This is a genomic window from Flavobacterium cheonanense (assembly GCF_039539185.1).
Classification (GTDB): Bacteria; Bacteroidota; Bacteroidia; order Flavobacteriales; family Flavobacteriaceae; genus Flavobacterium; species Flavobacterium cheonanense.
This window is the reverse complement of record NZ_BAABCT010000012.1, coordinates 1-21,720: the sequence shown is the minus strand read 5'-3', so window position 1 is coordinate 21,720 and position 21,720 is coordinate 1. Positions and strand designations below refer to the sequence as shown.

The following is a 21,720-nucleotide window of genomic DNA, read 5'->3' as shown; positions in this document are numbered from 1 at the left end:
TTAGTTTAATAAATAATCTTGTATCGAAATAGATTCCTTGATAAAAAGAGATACTATAAAATTGCCTAAAAAAACTAAAGCATTAACAGTATATAAATCAGCTCTAATTTTTATTAAAATATTTATTATTAATATTGGAATGTAAACATGATTTAAAAAAGTTAAAAAACTGTTGCCTGTATTAATACTAGATAAATAAAAAAGAAAAACCAACTCAAAAAAAATAAACAATAAATTATATCTATTTGTTACAGTATCTACAATACTTCCCGAAAGAATAGAGTGAATTAACATTATTATTGAAAATACAAATAGCTTATTTGAAGTAGAATCGAATTTAACTTTAAAATTTTTAAATTTTATCAAAAAAATTGAAATAACTGAAAAAAAGTAAACAGAATATAAATTAAATACTACATAGAAATTCCAACTTTCTCGGGTATTGGCTCTTTTTTCTAAAAATCCATCGCTTGTATATCCAGTAAATTTTGATTCCGCTGTAGTTCCAAATAAACCAAGTTGACTCTCGATAAGAGATGAAAAAAGAAAGCTAAAACTAATAACCATGATTAAAACACCATATAAAACCCATTGTTTTATTGAAAAATTTAAAAAATAAATTAGAACTAAAAACACTAGAGAATAAACAAATGCAAAATGTATCAAAATTGATAAAAATGCAATAAAGAGATATTTTTTTTCTTTGGCAATAATTAGTTTTAATGCTCCTAAACTAAAAACCATAAAAGCTAGTGGGAATCTAATACCATTAATTCCAGATGATAAATTATATATAAAGCAGCAACCTATAAAAAAAGAAATAAAATATTTTGCATTTTTAATTGTTATAAGAGTCCATATTGTAGAAAGTAATTTTAAAAAAACAAAAAAATAAACACTTGCTGCTATTAAAAAATAAACCCTAGAATCTGTACTGATTGATTTAGCCAAATAATGAATAGTTAAGTGGTAAAAATCGGTATGTTCAGAATTTCCATTCATCACATAACCTATATCAGTACAATAGCTGCTAAAAGAATAAACATCAGTCGACTCAAAAATTTTCTTATACCGAGAACCATCAGAATTTGGAATTGGTAAAAAAGTATATCCATAAAATAAAAAAAACACATAGATGAAAATTCGGTATTTTTTTACATCATAATTTTTAATGGCATAAATAAAAGAGCCCAATGGATAAATAATATAAAGTATCCAAAGCCATATTCTGTTTTTTTCTGTCGTAGTGTTCATTAAAATACAATATCATTCACAGATTTTACGGTAATAACATGTGGTGTAGGGTTAATTAAATTATATCTTTTTAATCTTTCTACGTTGTTGTCTTCCATAATTTGATCAATCCAATAAAATTTGCAGTCTTCATTGTTTATAAATGTTGCTGTTGAGCAAATAGAAAGTATAATTGAGTTCTTCAATTCGCTGATAAATAATTCTGCTGGAATCTTGGAATTAATTATTATTATGTTATCTAATTCTTTGTACTTTTCTAATTTTACCTTGGAAGTTAGTGGGTGATTTTTTATGTAGATTAAATTTTTAGGATACTTTAATTTCAATTTTTTTAAAACACTTACTTCAAATGAACCATCATCATTCATGGGTTGATTCATAAAAAAAATAACCCCTTCTTTCTCGCAAAGTAAACTAGAGTCCCAATGGAATACTTGTTTAATTATGGTTTTAAAGCTGTCTGTAAATTTTGTTGAAATGGGTTCAATTGGTAAATTATTCCAATTAGTATATGCATTAGGAAAAGATAAAAAAAGTTTATCAATTCCTCTTAGGTATCCGTATCTTTTACAAATTAAAAAAGAGAAATAATTTTTTACTGAATAACCATTTTTTTTAATCCATTGGTTTTGTTTTATATTATACAAAACCATACCAAGCGAAAACTTCATTCCATTAATAACATAAGGTTTTAACCCATCTTGGTATAGATAAATTTTGGTTTTATTCTCTACATATTTATTAATAAGTATTATGCTAATAGGATCTTGTTCTTGAAAAAAGATGAAAACCGAAAGTTTATTTTCTAATAATTCTTCTAATACTTCCTTTTCACTAAAAGTTAATTTTGAATTTAAATCAATATTAAAATTGATAATTTTATAGGTAAAAGGTAAAAAATTCAAATCTAGGTCTTGCTTTAAACGAGTGCTTTTAGAAGATTGTTTAAGCAACACCTGTACCTCAAACTTGCTAGTATCTGAATATTTTTGTAGAATATCATTTATTGATAAAAGTAAATGATATTCTGTATGAATTAAGTAAACTATTTTCTCCTTCATTTTATTTTTATGACCTAATCAGTTTTTTAAATTTTGTTTCAAAAAATTCTTTTTGTTTTCTTTCAAGGGAAAAATTATATATGATAACAGGATATAAAATAAAGACAATTAGGAAAGTAGCTATCAATTTTAAAAAATTATCTAAAGGAATCAATAAGAAAAAATATAGTATAGTTGATAGTGCGATTGTTGGCAGAAAGACCCTAAAAAAGGTATCAAAATAAAACTCTTTTATCGAAAAATGTAGGTACTTTTTCAACAGTCTTAAACGAACATTTAGAGAAATTAATTCAAGACACATTCCTACAAGTATTATTGTATAACTTGGAAACCCCATTTTAAAAAATCCATATGCTATAGGAATGTTAAGCATTAATATGAAACTTACCCAAATATTGTATATTTTAACCTTTCCAATAGCATCAAAAACGGTTTGTATGCCTGCTGATAATAACATAACCTGTCCAAAAATTATTATTAGTCTAACATAAATAATGGTTTCTTGCGGCACATTTGTTAACCACAACTTTAGTATTAACGGGCATTGAAAGAAAAAAGGAATGGCAAAGAGCGATATTGAAAAGGTTGCGAATTTAGACATCGTTCGCATTAAAAAAATCATTTTATCATATTCGCCAGCTCCTGCGCTTTTGATAATTTGTGGACTTAATGAACCTATAATTCCTTGCGATAATATGCTCATTGCGACGTTTATTTGCATTGCAATTCCATATGCAGCATTTTTAGCTACACCAAAAAAAAGATTAATAAGTATTTGTACACCTTCATTTCTACTTGTTAATGATAATGATCCTAAAAGGCTCCAACTAAGAAAAGAGAACATACCCTTGACCAATTCTTTATCATAAAATTTTAATGAAATTATAACTTCTTTGTAATTTAGTTTTACAATAAAATAATAGATTACCAACGATATTACTGAAATTCCTAATAATAACAAGGAATATATAACTAATTTATTGTCTGTTAGAGACACTATCGTAAAAGCAATTCCTAACTTTAAGACAGATTCTGTAATGCCTATTATTGAAATATCAATAAAATTTTCTTTCGCTCTTAATATTCCTAAAAAAGGAATTGACATAATGGATATAAATGATAGTAGCCCTACTACATAAAGAATATTTTTGGTGTCCTCTAATTTACCAACTGGAATATTTAATAAACTTCCTATATAAAACCGACTTATAATTGCTATAATTGCCAATAAGAGTAGTCCATATAAAAAATGAATGACCAATGCTGAAGAAAAAACCTTGTTTAATTTTAGTGTGTTTTTCTCTCCAATAGCAAAAGCAGTATAGCGCTGTGTTGAAGAGGATAGTGACCAATTTAAAACTGCTAACATACCTACAAAACCAATCGTAAGTGTATACAATCCATAATCTTGTACTCCAAGACCATTAAGAATAATAGGCGTAGTTATTAATGATAAAGCTGCCGCAAAAAATCGTTGCCCATAGATAACTGCAGTATTTATTACCGCTCTATTAGAGGCGCTGGATTTATGTAAACTAATAATTTTTTTTATCATTTTAGAACTTGGAAATCATTTACTCAGTCGTATGCTTATTATATGAGAATAATTTACTTAATCTTTTTTTAATTTTGTATTAGTAAGCGAAAAGGTAACATATTATAGAAAATATGCTTTTTTAACTTGATTTCTTTATTTTTAATAAGAGTAACTTTAGGATTATTTATTTTAAATCTACAAAAGTTTTCTGCACACTATTTAACCAAAAGGAAGGAACATTAATTGCTTCTACAAACAGTTGAGCACTGTTCCCTTTTCCGTAATGATCTGTAGTTTGGTATCTTTGCTCTTTCGTTTGAGCGTTTCTGATTGACTTCAAAATCTCTTCCGAATCAAAGGCTACATTTGATATAGAAACATAATTAAATCTGTTATTTTGGCGAGTACCTACATTAATTGTTGGAACCCCATAAACAGGGGCTTCATGTATACCAGCACTAGAATTTCCAATTATAAATTTACTATATTTTAATAGCGTTAAAAAATACTCAAATCGCAACGATGGGAATATTTTTATTCTAGGATTAGATTTTAATTTCTTGTAAGCATTTAAAATATGTTCATTTCCTAGATCATTATTTGGATAGATTACCACATAATTTTGATTGCTTTCTAATAAAGAATCAACGAAAATAGTTGCATGCTTTTCGGCAACATCCAATTCTGAAGTAACTGGGTGTAACATAGCTATTGCAAAATCATCAAATTCAATTTCATAATAGGATTTTACCTTTTCAATATCTGGTAAATCGTTAGACAACATTACATCAACATCTGGTGAGCCAATATTATAAATACTGTTTTCATTTTCTCCTAATTGTAGCAATCTTTTCTTCGCCATTTCACTAGCAACGAAATGTATGTGCGACATTTTTGTACAGGCGTGTCTTATTAAATCATCTATAGTTCCTGAGACTTCTCCACCTTCAATGTGGGCTACCAAAATATTTCGCAGGGCTCCAACAATTGCTCCTGCCAACGACTCCACTCGATCGCCATGTATTACAATTAAATCAACTTTATTTTCTTGAACATACTTACTCAAGCCTGAAATGGTATTAGAGAGAATGACTTCCATACTTTCTCCTTCAACTTGATTTATAAAATAAAACAACTGATCTTTGAATCCTGCTTTTTGGATTTCTACAACGGTATTGCCATATTTTGACATTAAATGCATACCAGTACAAAAAATAGTACAATCGAAATCGGGATGCTCAGTTATTGATTTTAAAATTGTCTTTTGTTTTCCAAAATCAGCTCTAGTTCCTGTTATAAATAATATTTTCTTCATTTAAACAATATCATCCCAAGTTAATTGCTCGTCATTTTCAATAGTTCGTGTGGCGGTTTTACCTAATATTTTTTCAAAATTTTCGGCAAGTATTTTTCCAGTACCAGGACGTTTTACCCAAATATTTTCCATCGTGAATTTTTCTCCTTTAGCAATTTCAGCTATGCTGCAAACCGTTGCAAAAGCAAAATCTATAGTTACTTGTTCTTCGTCAGCTGGTTTTTTAGTTCCGCCTCGCATTAAATACATTTCTTTACTATATTTAATAAGTTCTTTGGCTGCCTTTTCGTCCATACTACATACAATATCTGGACCTTTTCTACTCATGTGATCTGTAAAATGTCTTTCTAATATGGATGCGCCTAAGGCAACAGCTCCTAAGCAGGCAGTATTGTTTAAAGTATGATCTGATAAACCAAAAACAGTGGTAGGAAAAGCTTCATTCATTTCACACATAGCTCCTAAACGGACTAAATTAGGAGGAGTTGGATAAAGATTGGTTGTATGGAGTAAAGCATATGGAACTTTGTTTTTAACAAAAATAGCAACTGCTTTTTGAATACTTTCAATGGTATTCATTCCGGTACTTAAAATAATGGGCTTTCCAAAAGAAGAAATATGCTCAAGAAGTGGATAGTTATTACATTCGCCTGATCCAATTTTATAGGCTGGAATATCAAATTTTTGAAGACGATTAGCAGCGGCGCGAGAAAATGGAGTAGAAATAAAAATCATACCATTGTTTTCAACATAGTTTTTTAGTGTTAATTCATCTTCTTCGCTTAATGCACAACGTTTCATAATTTCATAAATAGAAACATCACTATTTCCTGGAATAACTTTTTTTGCAGCGCCAGACATTTCGTCTTCTACTATATGCGTTTGATGTTTAACAACTTCAATACCCGCTCTTTTTGCAGCATCAACCATTTCGAGTGCGGTTTTTAAATCTCCTTCATGGTTAATTCCTATTTCAGCAATTACTAAAGGAGGATAATCTGGTCCTATTCTCCTGCCTTGGATTTCAATAAATGGATTCATTAGTTTAGTTGGCATTAGTTTTATTTATTATATATTCTGCGTACTCGAAATCTTCTATAGTATCTATGTCAATTTCTGCAAAGGAATGTTCTACTATATAAGGAAATGCTGATTTAGAAATAATACTGTTATTTAGTATAAGCTCTGATTTTGTTATATACAATAATCCATTTTCAAAAAATATGGGTTCAAGATCTTGACTTCTTTGCCCAACTTCATAATTAAAAGGTAGAAATTGATTTTTTAAAATTTTACCAAACTTCTGGTAATTTCTTGTAACTGTAAATAAACTTGTGTACTTTTCTTTTTCAAATAGTTCGTAAGCTTCTGATAGTAATTTTTCGGGCCTTAGAGGATTTGTAGGCTGTAGTAAAATTACAGTATCAACCTCATAATCTATTGAAAGTAAAACATGTGCTAAGGCTGTAACGGTTGGCTCTAAATCTTGTGATAAATTTTGAGGTCTATCAATAACTTTAGCACCGTATTTAATAGCTATTTTTTTAATATCTAAATCATCTGTAGTGACATAAATTTCATCAATTATATCTAAATTTTTTTTAGCATATAAAATGGAATGTGCTATTAGAGGTAAACCATTTAAGTTTTTAATATTTTTCCCTGGCAATCTTTTTGAACCTCCTCTAGCAGGAATAATTGCTATATTTTTCATTTTGATAATTTTGATTAAAAAAATAATCTAGATTCAAAGTCAATATAAACGAAGTGCAGTTTTTTTAATTACATTTTGATTAAAAAGATATGGGACCGAAATCGTCTAAAATTTTGCAAACAAAAACTATATAAAAGTCCTAATTTTAAAAAAATACTAAGTGTTAGCCTCTACTATACTGATAATCCTTTTGGGTGACGTCAGTAGTAGTTGCTCTCTCATTTAATATTCTGTATACACCATTCCACAATTCAATTCTGTGCTTTAACGAATTAATTACTGATTCCTCTACCTCTTGCCAAAATTGTTCGTTATCTTTACAAAGATTTGAAGTCATTTGTAAAGCAAGATGGCTATGATAGTCGCCATCTACTTCTATGTGTCTTTCAATATAATACTTAAAAATAGAAATTTCATTAGGGAAATTCTTGTGTATTTCGTTAATAATTGATATAAACATATCTGGTATTAAATCTTCACGTCCAAAAGTGAAGATAGCTGACTGCAAATAATCTTTTCTACTCCCAATTATCTTGAAAGTAAAGTCAACAAACTCTTTTGCTTCTTTTGGAGTTTCAGAAGACAAAAAAGCAGAATTAAAGTCACCAGTATTTTTTAATTCATCTATAAAAACTTCAATTTTAGATGAATCTGCTCCGCATTGTTTCATAGCATCTAAATACAATTCAAAATGGCTTTTTCTTACTCCATCAATGTCTATATCAGATTCTTCACCAACTACAATTTCGTTGATAAGATATCTTGAGTCAGCGTCTCCTTTTGGAAACCAAGGAATTGATGTACAAGTTAAATTACTTTGTAGCGTTTTTAATAAAGACATAAAGTCCCAAACAGCATAAACATGAAATTGCATAAAGACTTTCAAGTCATCTATATTTTTTATTGCTGAATAAACTTTATGATTGATAATCTCTTGCCTTAAAGGTTCAATTGTTTTTTTAATTTTATCAATTTGAGATTTCATTATTGCTTTTTATTTTTTTGATTAATATTTTAAGTAAATTGGTTATTAAATTTTATTCGCTCTCGTTAAGCTAATCTGAAATTATTTACTAATACTATAATTTCTATAATTTACCATCTGCAATTTTCCCAAAAACACCTTTTACATCATAAAGAATACTATTAGCATTTTTTAGTAAAACCAAATCTAAATCTAAAAATTCAACGTGTGCAACACCTAATACTATTGCATCAAATTTTTGATTGGGTATAGTATTGGTTGATTTCAATCCATACTCATGAAAAACTTCTGCTGGATTTGCCCAAGGGTCAAAAATAGAAACTGAAATACCATAATCTACTAAGGCATTAACCACATCTACAATTTTAGTATTACGAACATCGGGACAATTTTCTTTAAAGGTTATTCCTAACATTAATAACTTAGAACCTTTAATAGAAATCCCTTTTTTAATCATCAACTTCACTACTTGCGAAGCAACATATTCTCCCATACTATCATTTAAACGACGACCTGCCAAGATGATTTCTGGATGATAACCAGCTTCTTGCGCTTTTTGAGCTAAATAATAAGGATCAACACCTATACAATGTCCGCCAACTAAGCCCGGTTTAAAGGGTAAAAAATTCCATTTGGTACCTGCAGCTTCTAGTACAGCATGAGTATCAATATCAAGTAGATTGAATATTTTTGCCAATTCATTTACAAAGGCAATATTGATATCACGTTGTGAATTTTCTATAACTTTAGCAGCTTCTGCAACTTTAATACAAGGTGCTAAATGCGTTCCTGCTACAATAACGCTTTTGTATAAATCGTTTACTTTTTCTCCAATTTCTGGTGTAGATCCTGCTGTGACTTTTAGAATTTTTTCTACGGTATGCTCTTTATCTCCTGGGTTAATACGTTCAGGAGAGTAACCTGCATAGAAATCTACATTGAATTTTAGATTGGAAACTTTTTCTAAAACCGGAATACATTCTTCTTCGGTGGCACCAGGATATACTGTAGATTCATAAATAACAATATCTCCTTTTTTTAATACTTTGCCTACTGTTTCGCTGGCTTTGTAAAGTGGTGTTAAATCGGGACGATTATTCTTATCTACTGGTGTCGGAACGGTTACAATGTAATAGTTACAATCAGCAATGTCTGTCAATAAATCTGAACAATGTAATCCAGTACTTCCGGTATTGAAATCTTTCAATAAAACAACTTGCAAGTCTTCATCACTAACTTCTAAGGTTTTGTCAATTCCAGAATTTAATTCTATTATTCGGGTTTTATTGATATCAAAACCTACTACTTTATACTTTGTGGCAAAAAGACGTGCTAAAGGCAATCCTACATATCCTAAACCAATTACTGCAATTTTAGTACTCATTATTTCACATCTATGAACCAATGGCTTTATAGATAAAGCCTATTTGTTCTAATTCTTTTTTATTTAATAAATTTCTACCATCAAAAATAAATGCAGGTTTTTTCATTTGGTCAAATATATTTTTCCAATCATATGATTTAAATGTATCCCATTCGGTTACTATTAGAATAGCATGTGCATCTTTACATGCATCAACATAACTAGAACTTACTTTTAACCCCTTTTTATTTTCAATTTCCGAGCGAGTTCCCAAGTAATTTAAGTCTGAATATATTTGAGTTTCTTCTACTTTAGGGTCAAACACAACCACGCTTGCTTGTTCTTCCATCAAATCATTGGCAACATAAATGGCAGGAGATTCTCTAGAGTCATTAGTGTCTTTTTTGAAAGACCATCCTAAAAGAGCAATTTTCTTTCCAGATACTGTATTGTATAAAGTTTTCACTATGTTTTTTGAAAAGCGACTTTTTTGATAATCATTCATAATGATTACTTGTTCCCAATAATCAGCTACTTCATTTAATCCATAGGATTTTGCGATGTAGACTAAATTTAAAATATCTTTTTGAAAACAAGAACCACCAAAACCAACAGAGGCTTTTAAGAATTTTGAACCAATTCTACTATCCATACCGATAGCTCTGGCTACTTCATTTACATCAGCGCCTGTTTTTTCACATAATTCACTTAAAGCATTAATAGAAGAAACTCTTTGCGCTAAGAATGCATTAGCAGTTAATTTTGATAATTCAGAAGACCAAACATTTGTTGTTAAAATTCTATCTTTAGAAACCCAATTTGCATAAATGTCAACTAACTTAATTATGGCTTCTTGACCTTCAGGCGAAGATTCTCCTCCGACTAGAACTCTATCTGGCTTTTGTAAATCTCTTACAGCAGTTCCTTCAGCTAAGAATTCTGGGTTGGATAAGATCTGAAACTTAAATCCATTTCCGGTATTTTCTAATATGCTTTTTATAGCTTCGGCTGTTCTAACTGGCAATGTTGATTTTTCAACAACAATTTTGTTGCCTTTAGAAACTCTTGCAATTTGTCTGGCACACAATTCTATATACTTTAAATCTGCAGCCATACCCTTTCCTTCACCATAATTTTTTGTGGGTGTATTAACGGATATAAAAATCATATCGGCTGAATCAATAGCTGAATCAACATCAGTAGAAAAAAATAAATTTCTTCCACGAGATTCAGAAACTACATTGGCTAAACCTGGCTCGTAAATTGGAAGATTATTTAAATCTTCATCATTCCATGCCGCTATTCGTTTCTCATTTAAATCTACAACAGTAACCTTAATGTGTGGGCATTTTTGTGCAATAACAGCCATGGTAGGTCCTCCAACATAGCCAGCGCCAATACAACAAATATTTTTGATCATTTCTTGATATTATAAATTTTTCCAATACCAATCTACAGCTTGTTCTAAACCTTGCTTCATGGAAAATTTTGGGCTATATCCTAATAATTTTTTTGCTTTATCAATACTTGCTAAAGAATGCGGTATATCACCGGCCCTGTTAGGACCGTGAAGTATTTCTACATGTTTAATTTGTGGCTTGTATTTTGTTAAAATTTCTTTTAAACTTCCTACTAATTGATTTAAAGTAGTTCGATCACCAAAAGCGGTATTATAAACTGTATTTATAGCGTCTGGATTGGTTGTTAACATGGCCAACTCATTCATTTGAATTACATTATCGATATAAGTGAAATCTCTTGAATAATTTCCATCTCCATTAATGATTGGGCTTTGAAGACTCATAAATTGCTTTACAAATAAAGGAATTACAGCAGCATACGCGCCATTAGGATCTTGTCTTCGTCCAAATACATTAAAATAGCGTAAACCAATTGTTTCTAATCCATAGGTTGAACTAAAAATTCCAGCATAAAGTTCATTTACATATTTTGTAATTGCATATGGAGAGAGCGGTTTACCAATTACATTTTCAATTTTCGGTAATGCCTCTGAATCGCCATAAGTTGAGGAACTTGCAGCATAAATAAATCGCTTTACCTTGGCGTCACGACTAGCAACTAGCATATTTAAAAATCCAGTAACATTCACGTCATTAGATGTTATGGGATTCTGAATGGATCTTGGGACAGAACCCAAAGCCGCCTGATGCAGCACATAATCAATACCATAAACAGCACTTTGGCAAGTTTCTAAATCACGAATGTCTCCTTCAACTAATGTGAAATTGGGATGATTAATTAGTGAAGCTATATTGTGGCGATGTCCAGTTGCAAAATTATCAAGACAAACTACACAAGCACCTTTATTGATAAAGTACTCACACAAGTTAGAACCAATAAACCCAGCCCCACCCGTAATAAGAATTTTAATATTTTTCATTTATAATTGTTAACTTTTTTGCACGGCTTCGCCACATGTGTCACACAATGGAAGAATTAAACAAATCTTTGTAATCTAGTAAGTAATTGAAACTATGATACCTAACTGTTCTAGAGCAATAGTTACATGCTTTGCATTCACCTTTACAACTGTACCTTCATTATTTTGAAAAGGACCTTGCTTTATTTTTAATCTTTCACCGACAGCAATAGTCTCGATTTTTAATGCAGAATACGAATTAGTCAAAGATTCTCTCAAAGCAATAATTTCGTTATCATACACAATTGCTGGTTTTCCCATCCAGAAAAGATAACGAACTACACCTGGCACATCAAATACCTTAAATCTATTTTCAAAATCAACTCTAATAAAAACATAAGATTTTATTAGAGGAACAATAACTTTTTTCTTCCGATCTGACCATTGCCTAACCTCTTCAATAACAGGGCAATAAGCCTCGATATTAATTTTTTGAAGACGTTCAAGTACCTTCAGTTCTTGCTGTGGCTTGGTATATATGACGAACCAATTCAAATTATCTATTTTTTATGTTTGAAGAACTTGTTTTTTTAAATTTCAATCTATTAGAAAGAAAATTAAAGTCATTTTTATTGCCCAATCAGCTTATTCAAATATTCTTGATCAGCTTTTGTATTTTCTTCTAAAATATCTTTATTTTTGATAATGCGTTTTAATAAAAAGATAATTTCTTTTTTTACTCTTTCATAACTTGCTTTTCTTTTATCATCTTCATAATTAATCAACTCTTGTTCATAAAACAATAATGATTTATAATCTTCTACAACTTGATTGAAAGCCGTGAAGTGTTTGATCGAAAGTATAGCAATATTGTTCATTAAAATAGATATTTTGACACAAATTTTAAATAATTAAGCATTACTGAACTTTTAAAAGTAATAAATGGAATTAATGAGGGAATATTTGAAATAAATAAACGTTGTTGTCAATTATATAATTGAATATTATAAATTAAAGTAAATATTTATTTTAATTAAAAAAGTATTGAGGAAAAAGTCAAATATTTAAAATCGTTTTTTACATAAATATCTAACAAATATTTGCAATAAATAATCTTTATAATTACTTGTTAAAACTTCTTACAGTAATTAAATCAATCTCCAAATATTACACAATAATGAACACATATTCAATTAAAAGTATGATGTAAGTTTAATTTTTACTTTTTTTACAAAAAAAAATTACCCCACAATGAAATTAGATGTAATAACATACAAAACCCAAAAGCTAATAAATGATGAGATTATTAACTTTACAAATTCTTTTTCAAACCAAACACTAAATTTAAAATTTACCAATTCATTAAAAGAATTAAATAGTGCCTATGATATAAAAAAGATAAATATTCTTTTATTAGACACATCATTTGACTATGATGATGTAGTAAGTTTTTTAGATAACAATCGGATAATTACATCAAAAATTATAATTTTATCAAAAGATAAATCACAAATTTTTAATCTAGTAAAATATAATATCTTTGATTTTTTATTACTACCTACAAGTACATCATCTATTTTATTTTGTCTAAACAAATGTATCAACATAATAAATGATGAAATAAACCTGCATCAACTAAAAATTGCCGAAAGTAAATTCCAAAAATTCATACCTGTAAATTCAACAAAAAAAATTGAACTTATAAAACTAGAGGAAATAATCTGTTTTGAAGCAGATGGTAGATATACACTGATTTATTTGAATAACGGAGTGAGTAAAATGGCTAGTAAAAACTTAGGCGAATTTCAAAAACTATTAGACCCAGATATATTTTGTAGAATTCATCATAAATTCATCATCAATTTGAATAATTTGGCAAACATAATAAAATCTGATGGTTATTATTGTGAAATGAAAAACAATAAAAATATTCCCGTTTCAAAAAGAAAATTAGATGATTTGAATGCAGCCTTAAATATTGGAAAACATTTGTTTTAGTTTATATCTTTATTGGCCATTTATTCAGAAATTCAATTCACTTATTACTAATCAAAAAAAAGTAATTTAGTGGCTTAATACCTTTGTTGCTCTTTAAGAAAACTAAGGTGAATAACAAATTACAACATTTTTTACATTCTTACCAAATTCAGCAAGAATATTGGTTTATCTTTTTTTTTATTGTTTCATGGTTCATTAGCTACATCTCTTTCCCGGTTATTATAAATATTTCAAACCAAAAAAATCTTGTAGCTACCCCTTCCGAAAGAAGCTCACACATAATTAAGACTCCAACGTTAGGAGGCGTTGGAATATTTATTGGCTTTATTTTATCATTTACTTTATTTGGAGCAATATTTAAAAATATACAAGCCTATCACTTAATAGGATCTGTAGTAGTATTATTTTTTCTAGGACTGAAGGACGATATATTAGTGTTGTCAGCTAAAACCAAATTTTTTGTACAATTTTTAGTGGCATTATCTGTGATGTTAAGTTCCAATTTAACCCTTAATAACTTGTATGGGTTTTTAGGAATCTATCATATAAATGAATTTTTATCAGTTCTATTAACAGTATTCGTATTTATTCTCATAATAAACGCTTACAATCTGATTGATGGAATAGATGGATTAGCCGGAACAATAGCAATTTGTTTTCTAATTTTTACTGCTGTTATTTTTTACTGTGCAAAAAATACAGCTATGAGCATTATAACGTTGACACTATTAGGATCGATTATTGCATTTTTAAAATACAACCTATCAAAGAAGAACAAGATTTTCATGGGAGATACCGGTTCTATGATTGTGGGATTTCTGTTGGCATTTTTAACAATTAATATACTAACAATAAAGCAAGTAATTATTTTGAACACTACATATGAAATAAATCCAATATTGATAATTTCATTATTGTTTTATCCTTTAATAGATACTGCTAGAATTTTTATTATTAGAATTTTTATTTACAAGAAAAGTCCATTTAAAGCAGATAAAAATCATATTCATCACAGACTTTTACAGTTAAATTTGAAACATTGGCAAGTTAGTGTTTATATTGGAGTTGTAACTCTAATTTTATCAACTTTGAGCATCTTAATTGTTGATTTAAATATTCATTCTCAATTATTAATTATTCTAACTTTAGGAACAGCTTTTTTTTCTTTACCGCAATTAATACAAAAGAATAAAAATGTAATGCTTGGCTCTTTAAGAAAAGGAATATTTGTTTTGCTATCCACATTAGCTTTAACCTCAGCAACATCATGTTCTACAAAGAAAGATTTATTATATTTCCAAACTGGTAAGAAAAATGCCATAATTGATAATAGAATAGCAGATCAGAAAATTGAAAGTAACGATATACTTTCCATAAAAATTTTATCATTAGATATCGAATCTTCCAGAATTTACAATAGTGAATTGCTAAGCGGAGGTGTTAATAATGGAATAAATCCTGAAATTATTAAACTTAATGGCTATCTAGTGAATGACGAAGGTTTTATTACATTACCTGTTTTAGGTCAATTAAAAGTAAACGACAAAACCACAAGAGAACTTGAGTTGTTTTTATCTAAAAAATTAATAGATGACGGTCATTTAAGGGAGCCAACAGTTACTGTAAGGTTAGTAAATTCAAAATTGACCGTATTGGGTGAAGTTCGTCAACCAGGGACATTTACTTTTTATGAAAAAAATTTAACCTTATTACAAGCTATAGGAATGGCTGGAGATTTAACAATCAATGGAGAAAGAAAAGATGTGCTGCTTATAAGATATGAAAACAACACTAAAACAATAAATCATATTGACCTTACCACTACTGGCTGGATGAGCTCCGATCTTTTTTACGTAAAACAAAATGATGTAATTGTAGTGAACCCCAATAATGCAAAAATTAAATCGGCAGGAATTATTGGCAATGCAGGTACTCTAATTTCAGTTGTTTCTTTACTACTAACTGGATTTTTATTAATCAAAAATTAATCACATTGGATCAAAAGATTGAAGAACAATTAGATTTGAAAAGAGAAATTTTCAAATATTTATATTATTGGAAATATTTCATCTTAACAACCATTATTTCTTTAACATGTGCCTTTATGTATATAAGATATACTAACCCTGTTTATGGAATTGAATCAAAAATAAAAATTCTACAAGAATCCGACAAAGGATTAAAATTACCCTCTGAACTTCTCGGTTTGATGGCTGGAAAAGCTCAGGTAAACATGGATAATGAAGTAGAGAATATAAAATCTAGAAGATTATTCGGTCCGGTTGTTTCAGATTTAAATCTTACTACTTCCTATCTTTCGAAAGGTAGATTTAAAACTATAGAATTGTGGAATGCACCAATAAAAGTAACATCACTTTGTCATAAAGACTCTTTATTTAGTACAGCTTTCACTATCCTCATACAAAAAAACGGGTACATAATCACTCCAAATAATGCAAAACCATTTGCAGTAGCTGGTACACATGTTAAAACTAAAATTAATAATGTTGACTTCATTATTGAACCCAATTTGAATTATGATAAAAACATCAAACAAAAAACGTTCCTAGTTCAAATAATTCCTTACATATATGCTGTTGAATCCCTAAAAAATAAAATTAGCGTCGAAACTGTTGGGAAAGAAAGTGAAATACTATCTGTCAAAATCCAAGAAAGTAACAGAAAAAAAGGGGTTGATATCCTAAATAAAGTTGTTGAAACATTCAATATTGATGGAATAAACGACAAGAGGGAAGTAAATAAAAAAACTGTAGAATTTATTGATAACCGATTTAAGAATTTAACGTTCGAATTGGACAGCATTGAAAATCAAAAAAGAGATTTCAAAAAATCTAAAGACATGAGCTTTATTGAAGCTGATGCCGCAATTGAAGTTACCAAAAAAGCGAGTTCTGATTTAAATTTATTTAAAATTGAAACTCAAATTGAATTATCAAACTTGTTAAAAGAAGCATTAAATAGCTCTAAAACAACTGTTTTGCCAGCCAATATTGGTTTAGACAACATAATTATAACTAGTTTAATTAGTGAATATAACACTTTCATCTTACAAAGAGATAAATTAATCAAAACAGCAGGAACTGAAAACCCAACATTAAAAGGCTTAGAATCTCAAATAAGTATATTAAAAAACAACATTAATGAATCCATAGCAACCTATAATAAACAATTAAAAATTAGTTTATCTCAACAACAATATGATTTTTCAAAATCAAAAAGTGATGTACTTGAAATCCCTTCTAATGAAAAAATATTAAGAAGTATAGAAAGGCAACAAAAGATTAAAGAAAATCTATACTTATTATTACTTCAAAAGAGAGAGGAGTCGGCAATAGCTTATGCAGTAACGGCACCTTCAATAAAAGTTATTGAATATGCTTTTGCAACTCTTAATCCTATTGCGCCAAAAAAGAATATAATTTATTTAATGGCCATTGCAATGGGACTATTGATTCCATTTAGTATAATTTATATCATAAATCTATTAGATAATAAAATTGAAGATCGTAATGATATAGAATTTAAAAATTCTCAAATCCCTGTTATTGCTGAAATCCCTTTCTTCAAAGATTTCAAACTATTTGCAGAAAAAAACGATAGATCAGTTAATGCTGAAAGCTTTAGAATTTTATCCTCTAATGTGAACTTTTCTTTACCTCCAAAAGAAAATAAATTAGGACAAGTTATACTAGTTACATCATCTATTATGGGTGAAGGTAAAACTTTTATTGCAACAAATTTAGCTCTTGCAATGGCAAGTTATAATAAAAAAGTTTTAATTATTGGTGCTGATATGAGAAAACCTAAACTTCATGATTCATTAAATATGAATAAAATTGAAAAAGGGTTATCAACCTATTTACATAATTATGACATAGATTGGAAAGATACTCTGGTAAAAGAAAATCCCTACAACGAAAACCTTCATATACTATTTTCAGGAATAATTCCACCTAATCCATCTAATTTAATATCTAACGGAAGATTTGAAAAGTTAATAGATGAGGCCAAAACAGAATATGATTATATTGTCGTTGACACTGCTCCAACAATATATGTAAATGACACTTTATTAATATCCAATACCGCTGATTTAACCATCTATCTAACAAGACATGATTATACAGAAAAAAATCTTGTTACTTATGTTGACTCTTTAAATGAAAACTCAAAGTTAAAAAATATTGCTTTTATAATAAATGGGATTGGCTCTAATGGTAAATATGGCTATGGCTACAATTATAAATATTCATATAATTATGGTTATGGTTATGGTTATGGTTATGGAGAAAATACAGAAACTAAAAAAAATAATACATACAAGAATCTTTTTAAGTTTATTAAAAAATAAATTAGGTAAACAAATAACTAAACTTAAAAAAAAAAAAAATCCAATTATTACAAGAAAACAATCGGTTATTACAAAAATTAAAAATTCAAACAATAAATAGTTAATTTTAAATGTTTTTCATAATCACATAGTTTACTAAATGTAAATTATATAGTAACTCTTAGTTAGGGTATTAAAGTTACTTTAAACCTCCTCTTCTCAGAGGAGGTTTTTTTAATCACTTATTTCAAAAAAAGACCACTTATTAACTAATCACAAAATAAACTATTTAACATTTTAAATTTGTTAGTTAATCATACAATAAATCCTTAGGTACTTTTTATTAAATATAAATTAAAATTTATGATTTTTTTAAACAAAATAAATAATTTCAAGTTATTAAAATTCAATTATTTAATTCTTTTAATTTCTTTTTTATCTTCATCCCTTTCTTTTGCAAACGGTGGTGTAGGATATAAAGGCATTAAAGTGAATTTAAATGGAACGAATAATTGGTATAATGTTCATGGAGTTGCATGGGGTTATCAAGGTTGTGGCGATTACGGCGCTACTTTTTACAATAACGGTAGTGCAAATTGGAACACTACCAATCTTGGTACGTTTAGTGCATCTGCTGTATTACAAATTACTGGATATGCAGTTGTAGGTTGGGCGGATAATAATGATTATATTGCAGGAAAATTAGAATATAAAATTTGGAAACAAGGTGATGCTGAGCCAGTTTCTTGGTCTATTATTAATATAGGCAATTATCAAAGTCCAGTCAGTGGACCTAGTCAGGTTGTTTGTTCGTCAGGAAACGATAGAGTGGTTGGATTTAATAATGGAACAACTAATTTTAATCCAGGAGTAGCAGGAACATACAATTTCAAAGTGAAAGGATTTGGAAGAGTCCAGTTTTCTGGTGGTGGTGGTGGATCTTTCAATTCCAATGATGGCAATGAATTGACAGCTACTTTTACAATATCAGCAGCTATCCCAACGATTTTATCATCATCTTCCTCCATAACGTCTAACAACACACAAACGTATAGAGGAGCAACAATCACAATCAACGGTACTAATTTAGGATCTATAAATAGTGTAAGGATTGGCGGATCAAATGGAGCTTCTTGCTCTAATGTAACAGTAGTCAATTCAAACCAGGTAACAGCTGTTATACCTGATGGATCTAGTGGAGGAACAATATGGATTAGTGATGGTACCAACTCTGCAAATAGTGTTGATAACTATATTAATTTAGGTTTTATTACCACCTCCTCGGGTGGCTGGAATTCAGCAGGCACATGGTTGGGAGCCTCTGTTCCGGCAAATGCAACATCAACTCATGTTACTATTGCTCATAATATAACAAGCACAACAGGAAATGTAAATGTGGGTAGGTTAACTATAAATTCTTCTATTACACTAACCATTTCTGCAACAACTTCAATTACAATAAATACTACTTCTACAAATAGTGGAACTATTATCACTAACGGTACATTAGCGATATCTGGTGTAGTATACAATAATAGTGGTACATTAAGTATTTCTGGGATATTCCAATTAAATCAAGGAGGATTTGCAAGTGGCGGTACATGGAATTATGGAACTACAGGAACATTGGTTTACAACAATACATCTGGAAACTATGGACCAATAGATGGTAATCATTCTTATTGGCCATCAATCAATAGTCCTATCAATATTACAGTTCTTGGAGCTGGCGGAATTAATCTAGGTGTTTCAAGAACTGTTAGCGGTATATTCCAAACAGCTGCAGGAGTTACTTTAAGTAGTGGCGCAGTACTTACATTAAATGGAACATGCCAAATTAATGCCAACGGATTCTTCAATAATGCTCCTACTTATGGCGGAAGCTCCACACTTATTTACAATACTGGAGGTACCTTTGGACGTAGTACAGAATGGAGTAATATCTCAGGTGCAGGTTATCCAGCAAATGTTCAAATTGGTAACGGGGTGAACACTATATTAAATGTTGTAAATAACGATAATAGTTTCAAAAAAGCCTCTGGCAACTTAACAGTTTCCGCAGGTAGCACCTTCTCCATTCCTAGTCTTACCGCACAAAACGGAAGTACAGGTGTTGGTGTAGAGTTTGTTGGAAATATAATTAACTCTGGAAATATAACATTAAGCGGAACTACCGACAAACGCTTGAAAGGGGTTACACTTACCAACAATGGTACTATCACCCTTGCGGCTAATATCGGAGCAGATTTAGAACTAACAGGTAATTATACGGATAACGGAACTTTCAATGCTAATCAAAGAGCAGTATTTTTTACAGGAACAGGAACACAAACAATAAGTGGTACGGCCACTGCACCTTTTAACATTGATTACATTGTTATTACCAAACCTTCAGGAATCGTTCAGTTGGGTGTTGATTTGTTGACTGGTGCTCCTAATGGTGGTAATGGAATTACTTTAAGTTCTGCCAATGACATTTTTGATTTAAATGGGAAAACGTTTACCTTAGGAACAGCTTCCCAAACGTGCACTATTTCCGGAAGTGGGTTAATAAGAAGTGCTAGTAACAATCCAGGATCTATGATCATTAATGGCATAGGAGCCATGGGAACACTAACCTTTGAAACTGCTAACAATACACTTGCAGGCTTAACGATTAATAGAACTTCTGGCACAGGAACAGCTGGAGTGACTTTAGGTTCTCCACTTAACGTAACTACGACTTTAGCCTTAACAAGTACTACAACTTTAACTCTTGGAGGTAACTTAACAGTAAGTGCTTCGTCTAGCAACACTGTAAACGGTAAAATTGCAGGGACAGGTGCTTTGGTCAAAACTGGTTCAGGAACTTTAACTCTTACAGCTGCAAATGGTAACAATACTACTAGCAATTATTCTGCTGGAACCACAGTAAATGGAGCAGGTACAGGAACTATAGCGGTTACTGGATTAACCAATATTACATCAGCTTCTATAGCTTCAGATTCACAATCTGTAACATTTAGTACAACCACACCAGCTGATGGAACTTATCAATTATTACCAAATACACTTACAGTTGGTACGCAAAACTTTAATCATAATGCCGCTCCAACAAAAGCAGTTACCTTTAATTATACAAACAGTACAATAACTGTTGGGCCAGCGACTATTAGTACTTCTGCAATATCACCAACAACATACTGCGCAGGTGCTGCAGTTACTATATCTTTTACTACTAATGGTCCTCTTTCAGGAACGTATACTGCACAGTTGTCTGATGCTACTGGAAGTTTTACTTCTCCTGTCGCTATAGGAACAAGTACTACCAATACAATTTCAGGAACAATTCCTTTAGCAACAAGTAGTGGTACTGGTTACAGAATAAGAGTAGTCAATATAGGCAACTCTATTACTGGATCAGATAATGGTACCAATATCACAGTAAATCCAATTTTAACGGCAAGTGTTAGTATTGCCATCACTGCAGGAGCACAAACCATTTGTACCGGAACAAGTGTAACTTTTACAGCTACTCCAACTAATGGTGGTACAACGCCAAGTTACCAATGGAAAATTAATGGAGCTAATGTTGGAACGAATAGTGACACTTATACATCAACAACTTTGGCTAATAATGATGTTGTTAGCGTGGTAATGACGTCAAATGCCTCTCCTTGTTTAACAGGTTCGCCTGCAACATCAAATAGTATTTCTATGACCGTTTCAAACAACAACAATTGGGTAGGAACAACTGGTCTTTGGAGTGATACTGCCAATTGG

The 21,720-nt window shown here is 30.0% G+C and carries 16 protein-coding genes; 4 read left to right on the top strand and 12 right to left on the bottom strand.

Translation table 11 applies throughout. The annotated features are described in order from the left end of the window. The 12 genes from ABD766_RS14300 to ABD766_RS14245 form a co-directional block, all read right to left on the bottom strand. Positions 1-1,254: an EpsG family protein gene (locus tag ABD766_RS14300; protein ID WP_344817323.1), complete on the bottom strand. Its 1,254-nt coding sequence runs from the start codon at positions 1,252-1,254 to the stop codon at positions 1-3. Next, positions 1,254-2,315 (bottom strand): polysialyltransferase family glycosyltransferase, encoded by a 1,062-nt coding sequence (locus ABD766_RS14295; RefSeq protein WP_344817321.1) that lies wholly within the window; start codon positions 2,313-2,315, stop codon positions 1,254-1,256. Before ABD766_RS14295 ends, ABD766_RS14300 begins: the two co-directional genes overlap by 1 nt. Before the next feature lie 7 nt (positions 2,316-2,322). Further along, positions 2,323-3,870 carry an MATE family efflux transporter gene (locus tag ABD766_RS14290; protein WP_344817319.1) on the bottom strand — a complete coding sequence of 516 codons (1,548 nt, stop codon included), beginning with the start codon at positions 3,868-3,870 and terminating at the stop codon, positions 2,323-2,325. Positions 3,871-4,036: 166 nt separating this feature from the next. Continuing rightward, a complete protein-coding gene (neuC, locus tag ABD766_RS14285; protein WP_344817317.1) occupies positions 4,037-5,167 on the bottom strand; it encodes a UDP-N-acetylglucosamine 2-epimerase in 1,131 nt (376 codons plus the stop codon). Continuing rightward, positions 5,168-6,208 carry an N-acetylneuraminate synthase family protein gene (locus ABD766_RS14280; RefSeq protein ID WP_344817343.1) on the bottom strand — a complete coding sequence of 347 codons (1,041 nt, stop codon included), beginning with the start codon at positions 6,206-6,208 and terminating at the stop codon, positions 5,168-5,170. Between the two features lie 4 nt (positions 6,209-6,212). Further along, positions 6,213-6,881, bottom strand: a complete 669-nt coding sequence (locus tag ABD766_RS14275) for an acylneuraminate cytidylyltransferase family protein (protein ID WP_344817316.1) — start codon at positions 6,879-6,881, stop codon at positions 6,213-6,215. Positions 6,882-7,044: 163 nt separating this feature from the next. Continuing rightward, a complete protein-coding gene (locus tag ABD766_RS14270; RefSeq protein ID WP_344817315.1) occupies positions 7,045-7,866 on the bottom strand; it encodes a DUF3050 domain-containing protein in 822 nt (273 codons plus the stop codon). Positions 7,867-7,969: 103 nt separating this feature from the next. After that, complete coding sequence (locus ABD766_RS14265) at positions 7,970-9,250, bottom strand: nucleotide sugar dehydrogenase (RefSeq protein ID WP_344817314.1); 1,281 nt, start codon at positions 9,248-9,250, stop codon at positions 7,970-7,972. A gap of 10 nt (positions 9,251-9,260) precedes the next feature. Beyond that, entirely contained in the window at positions 9,261-10,649 is a 1,389-nt protein-coding gene (locus ABD766_RS14260) for a nucleotide sugar dehydrogenase (RefSeq protein ID WP_344817313.1), read from the bottom strand. Between the two features lie 9 nt (positions 10,650-10,658). Beyond that, a complete protein-coding gene (locus tag ABD766_RS14255) occupies positions 10,659-11,630 on the bottom strand; it encodes an SDR family oxidoreductase (protein WP_344817311.1) in 972 nt (323 codons plus the stop codon). A gap of 75 nt (positions 11,631-11,705) precedes the next feature. Further along, positions 11,706-12,164, bottom strand: coding sequence for a UpxY family transcription antiterminator (locus tag ABD766_RS14250; RefSeq protein ID WP_344817310.1), 459 nt, complete (start codon positions 12,162-12,164; stop codon positions 11,706-11,708). A 74-nt stretch (positions 12,165-12,238) separates the two neighbouring features. Further along, positions 12,239-12,487, bottom strand: a complete 249-nt coding sequence (locus ABD766_RS14245; protein ID WP_344817309.1) for a hypothetical protein — start codon at positions 12,485-12,487, stop codon at positions 12,239-12,241. Between the two features lie 373 nt (positions 12,488-12,860). Between ABD766_RS14245 and ABD766_RS14240 the strand changes: the two genes are divergently transcribed. The 4 genes from ABD766_RS14240 to ABD766_RS14225 form a co-directional block, all read left to right on the top strand. After that, complete coding sequence (locus tag ABD766_RS14240) at positions 12,861-13,607, top strand: LytR/AlgR family response regulator transcription factor (protein WP_344817308.1); 747 nt, start codon at positions 12,861-12,863, stop codon at positions 13,605-13,607. A 107-nt stretch (positions 13,608-13,714) separates the two neighbouring features. Beyond that, positions 13,715-15,595, top strand: a complete 1,881-nt coding sequence (locus tag ABD766_RS14235) for a polysaccharide biosynthesis/export family protein (RefSeq protein WP_344817307.1) — start codon at positions 13,715-13,717, stop codon at positions 15,593-15,595. A 5-nt stretch (positions 15,596-15,600) separates the two neighbouring features. Further along, positions 15,601-17,979, top strand: a complete 2,379-nt coding sequence (locus ABD766_RS14230; protein WP_344817306.1) for a GumC family protein — start codon at positions 15,601-15,603, stop codon at positions 17,977-17,979. Between the two features lie 342 nt (positions 17,980-18,321). Next, the coding region (locus ABD766_RS14225; protein ID WP_344817305.1) for a beta strand repeat-containing protein at positions 18,322-21,720 on the top strand (3,399 nt) is incomplete at its 3' end.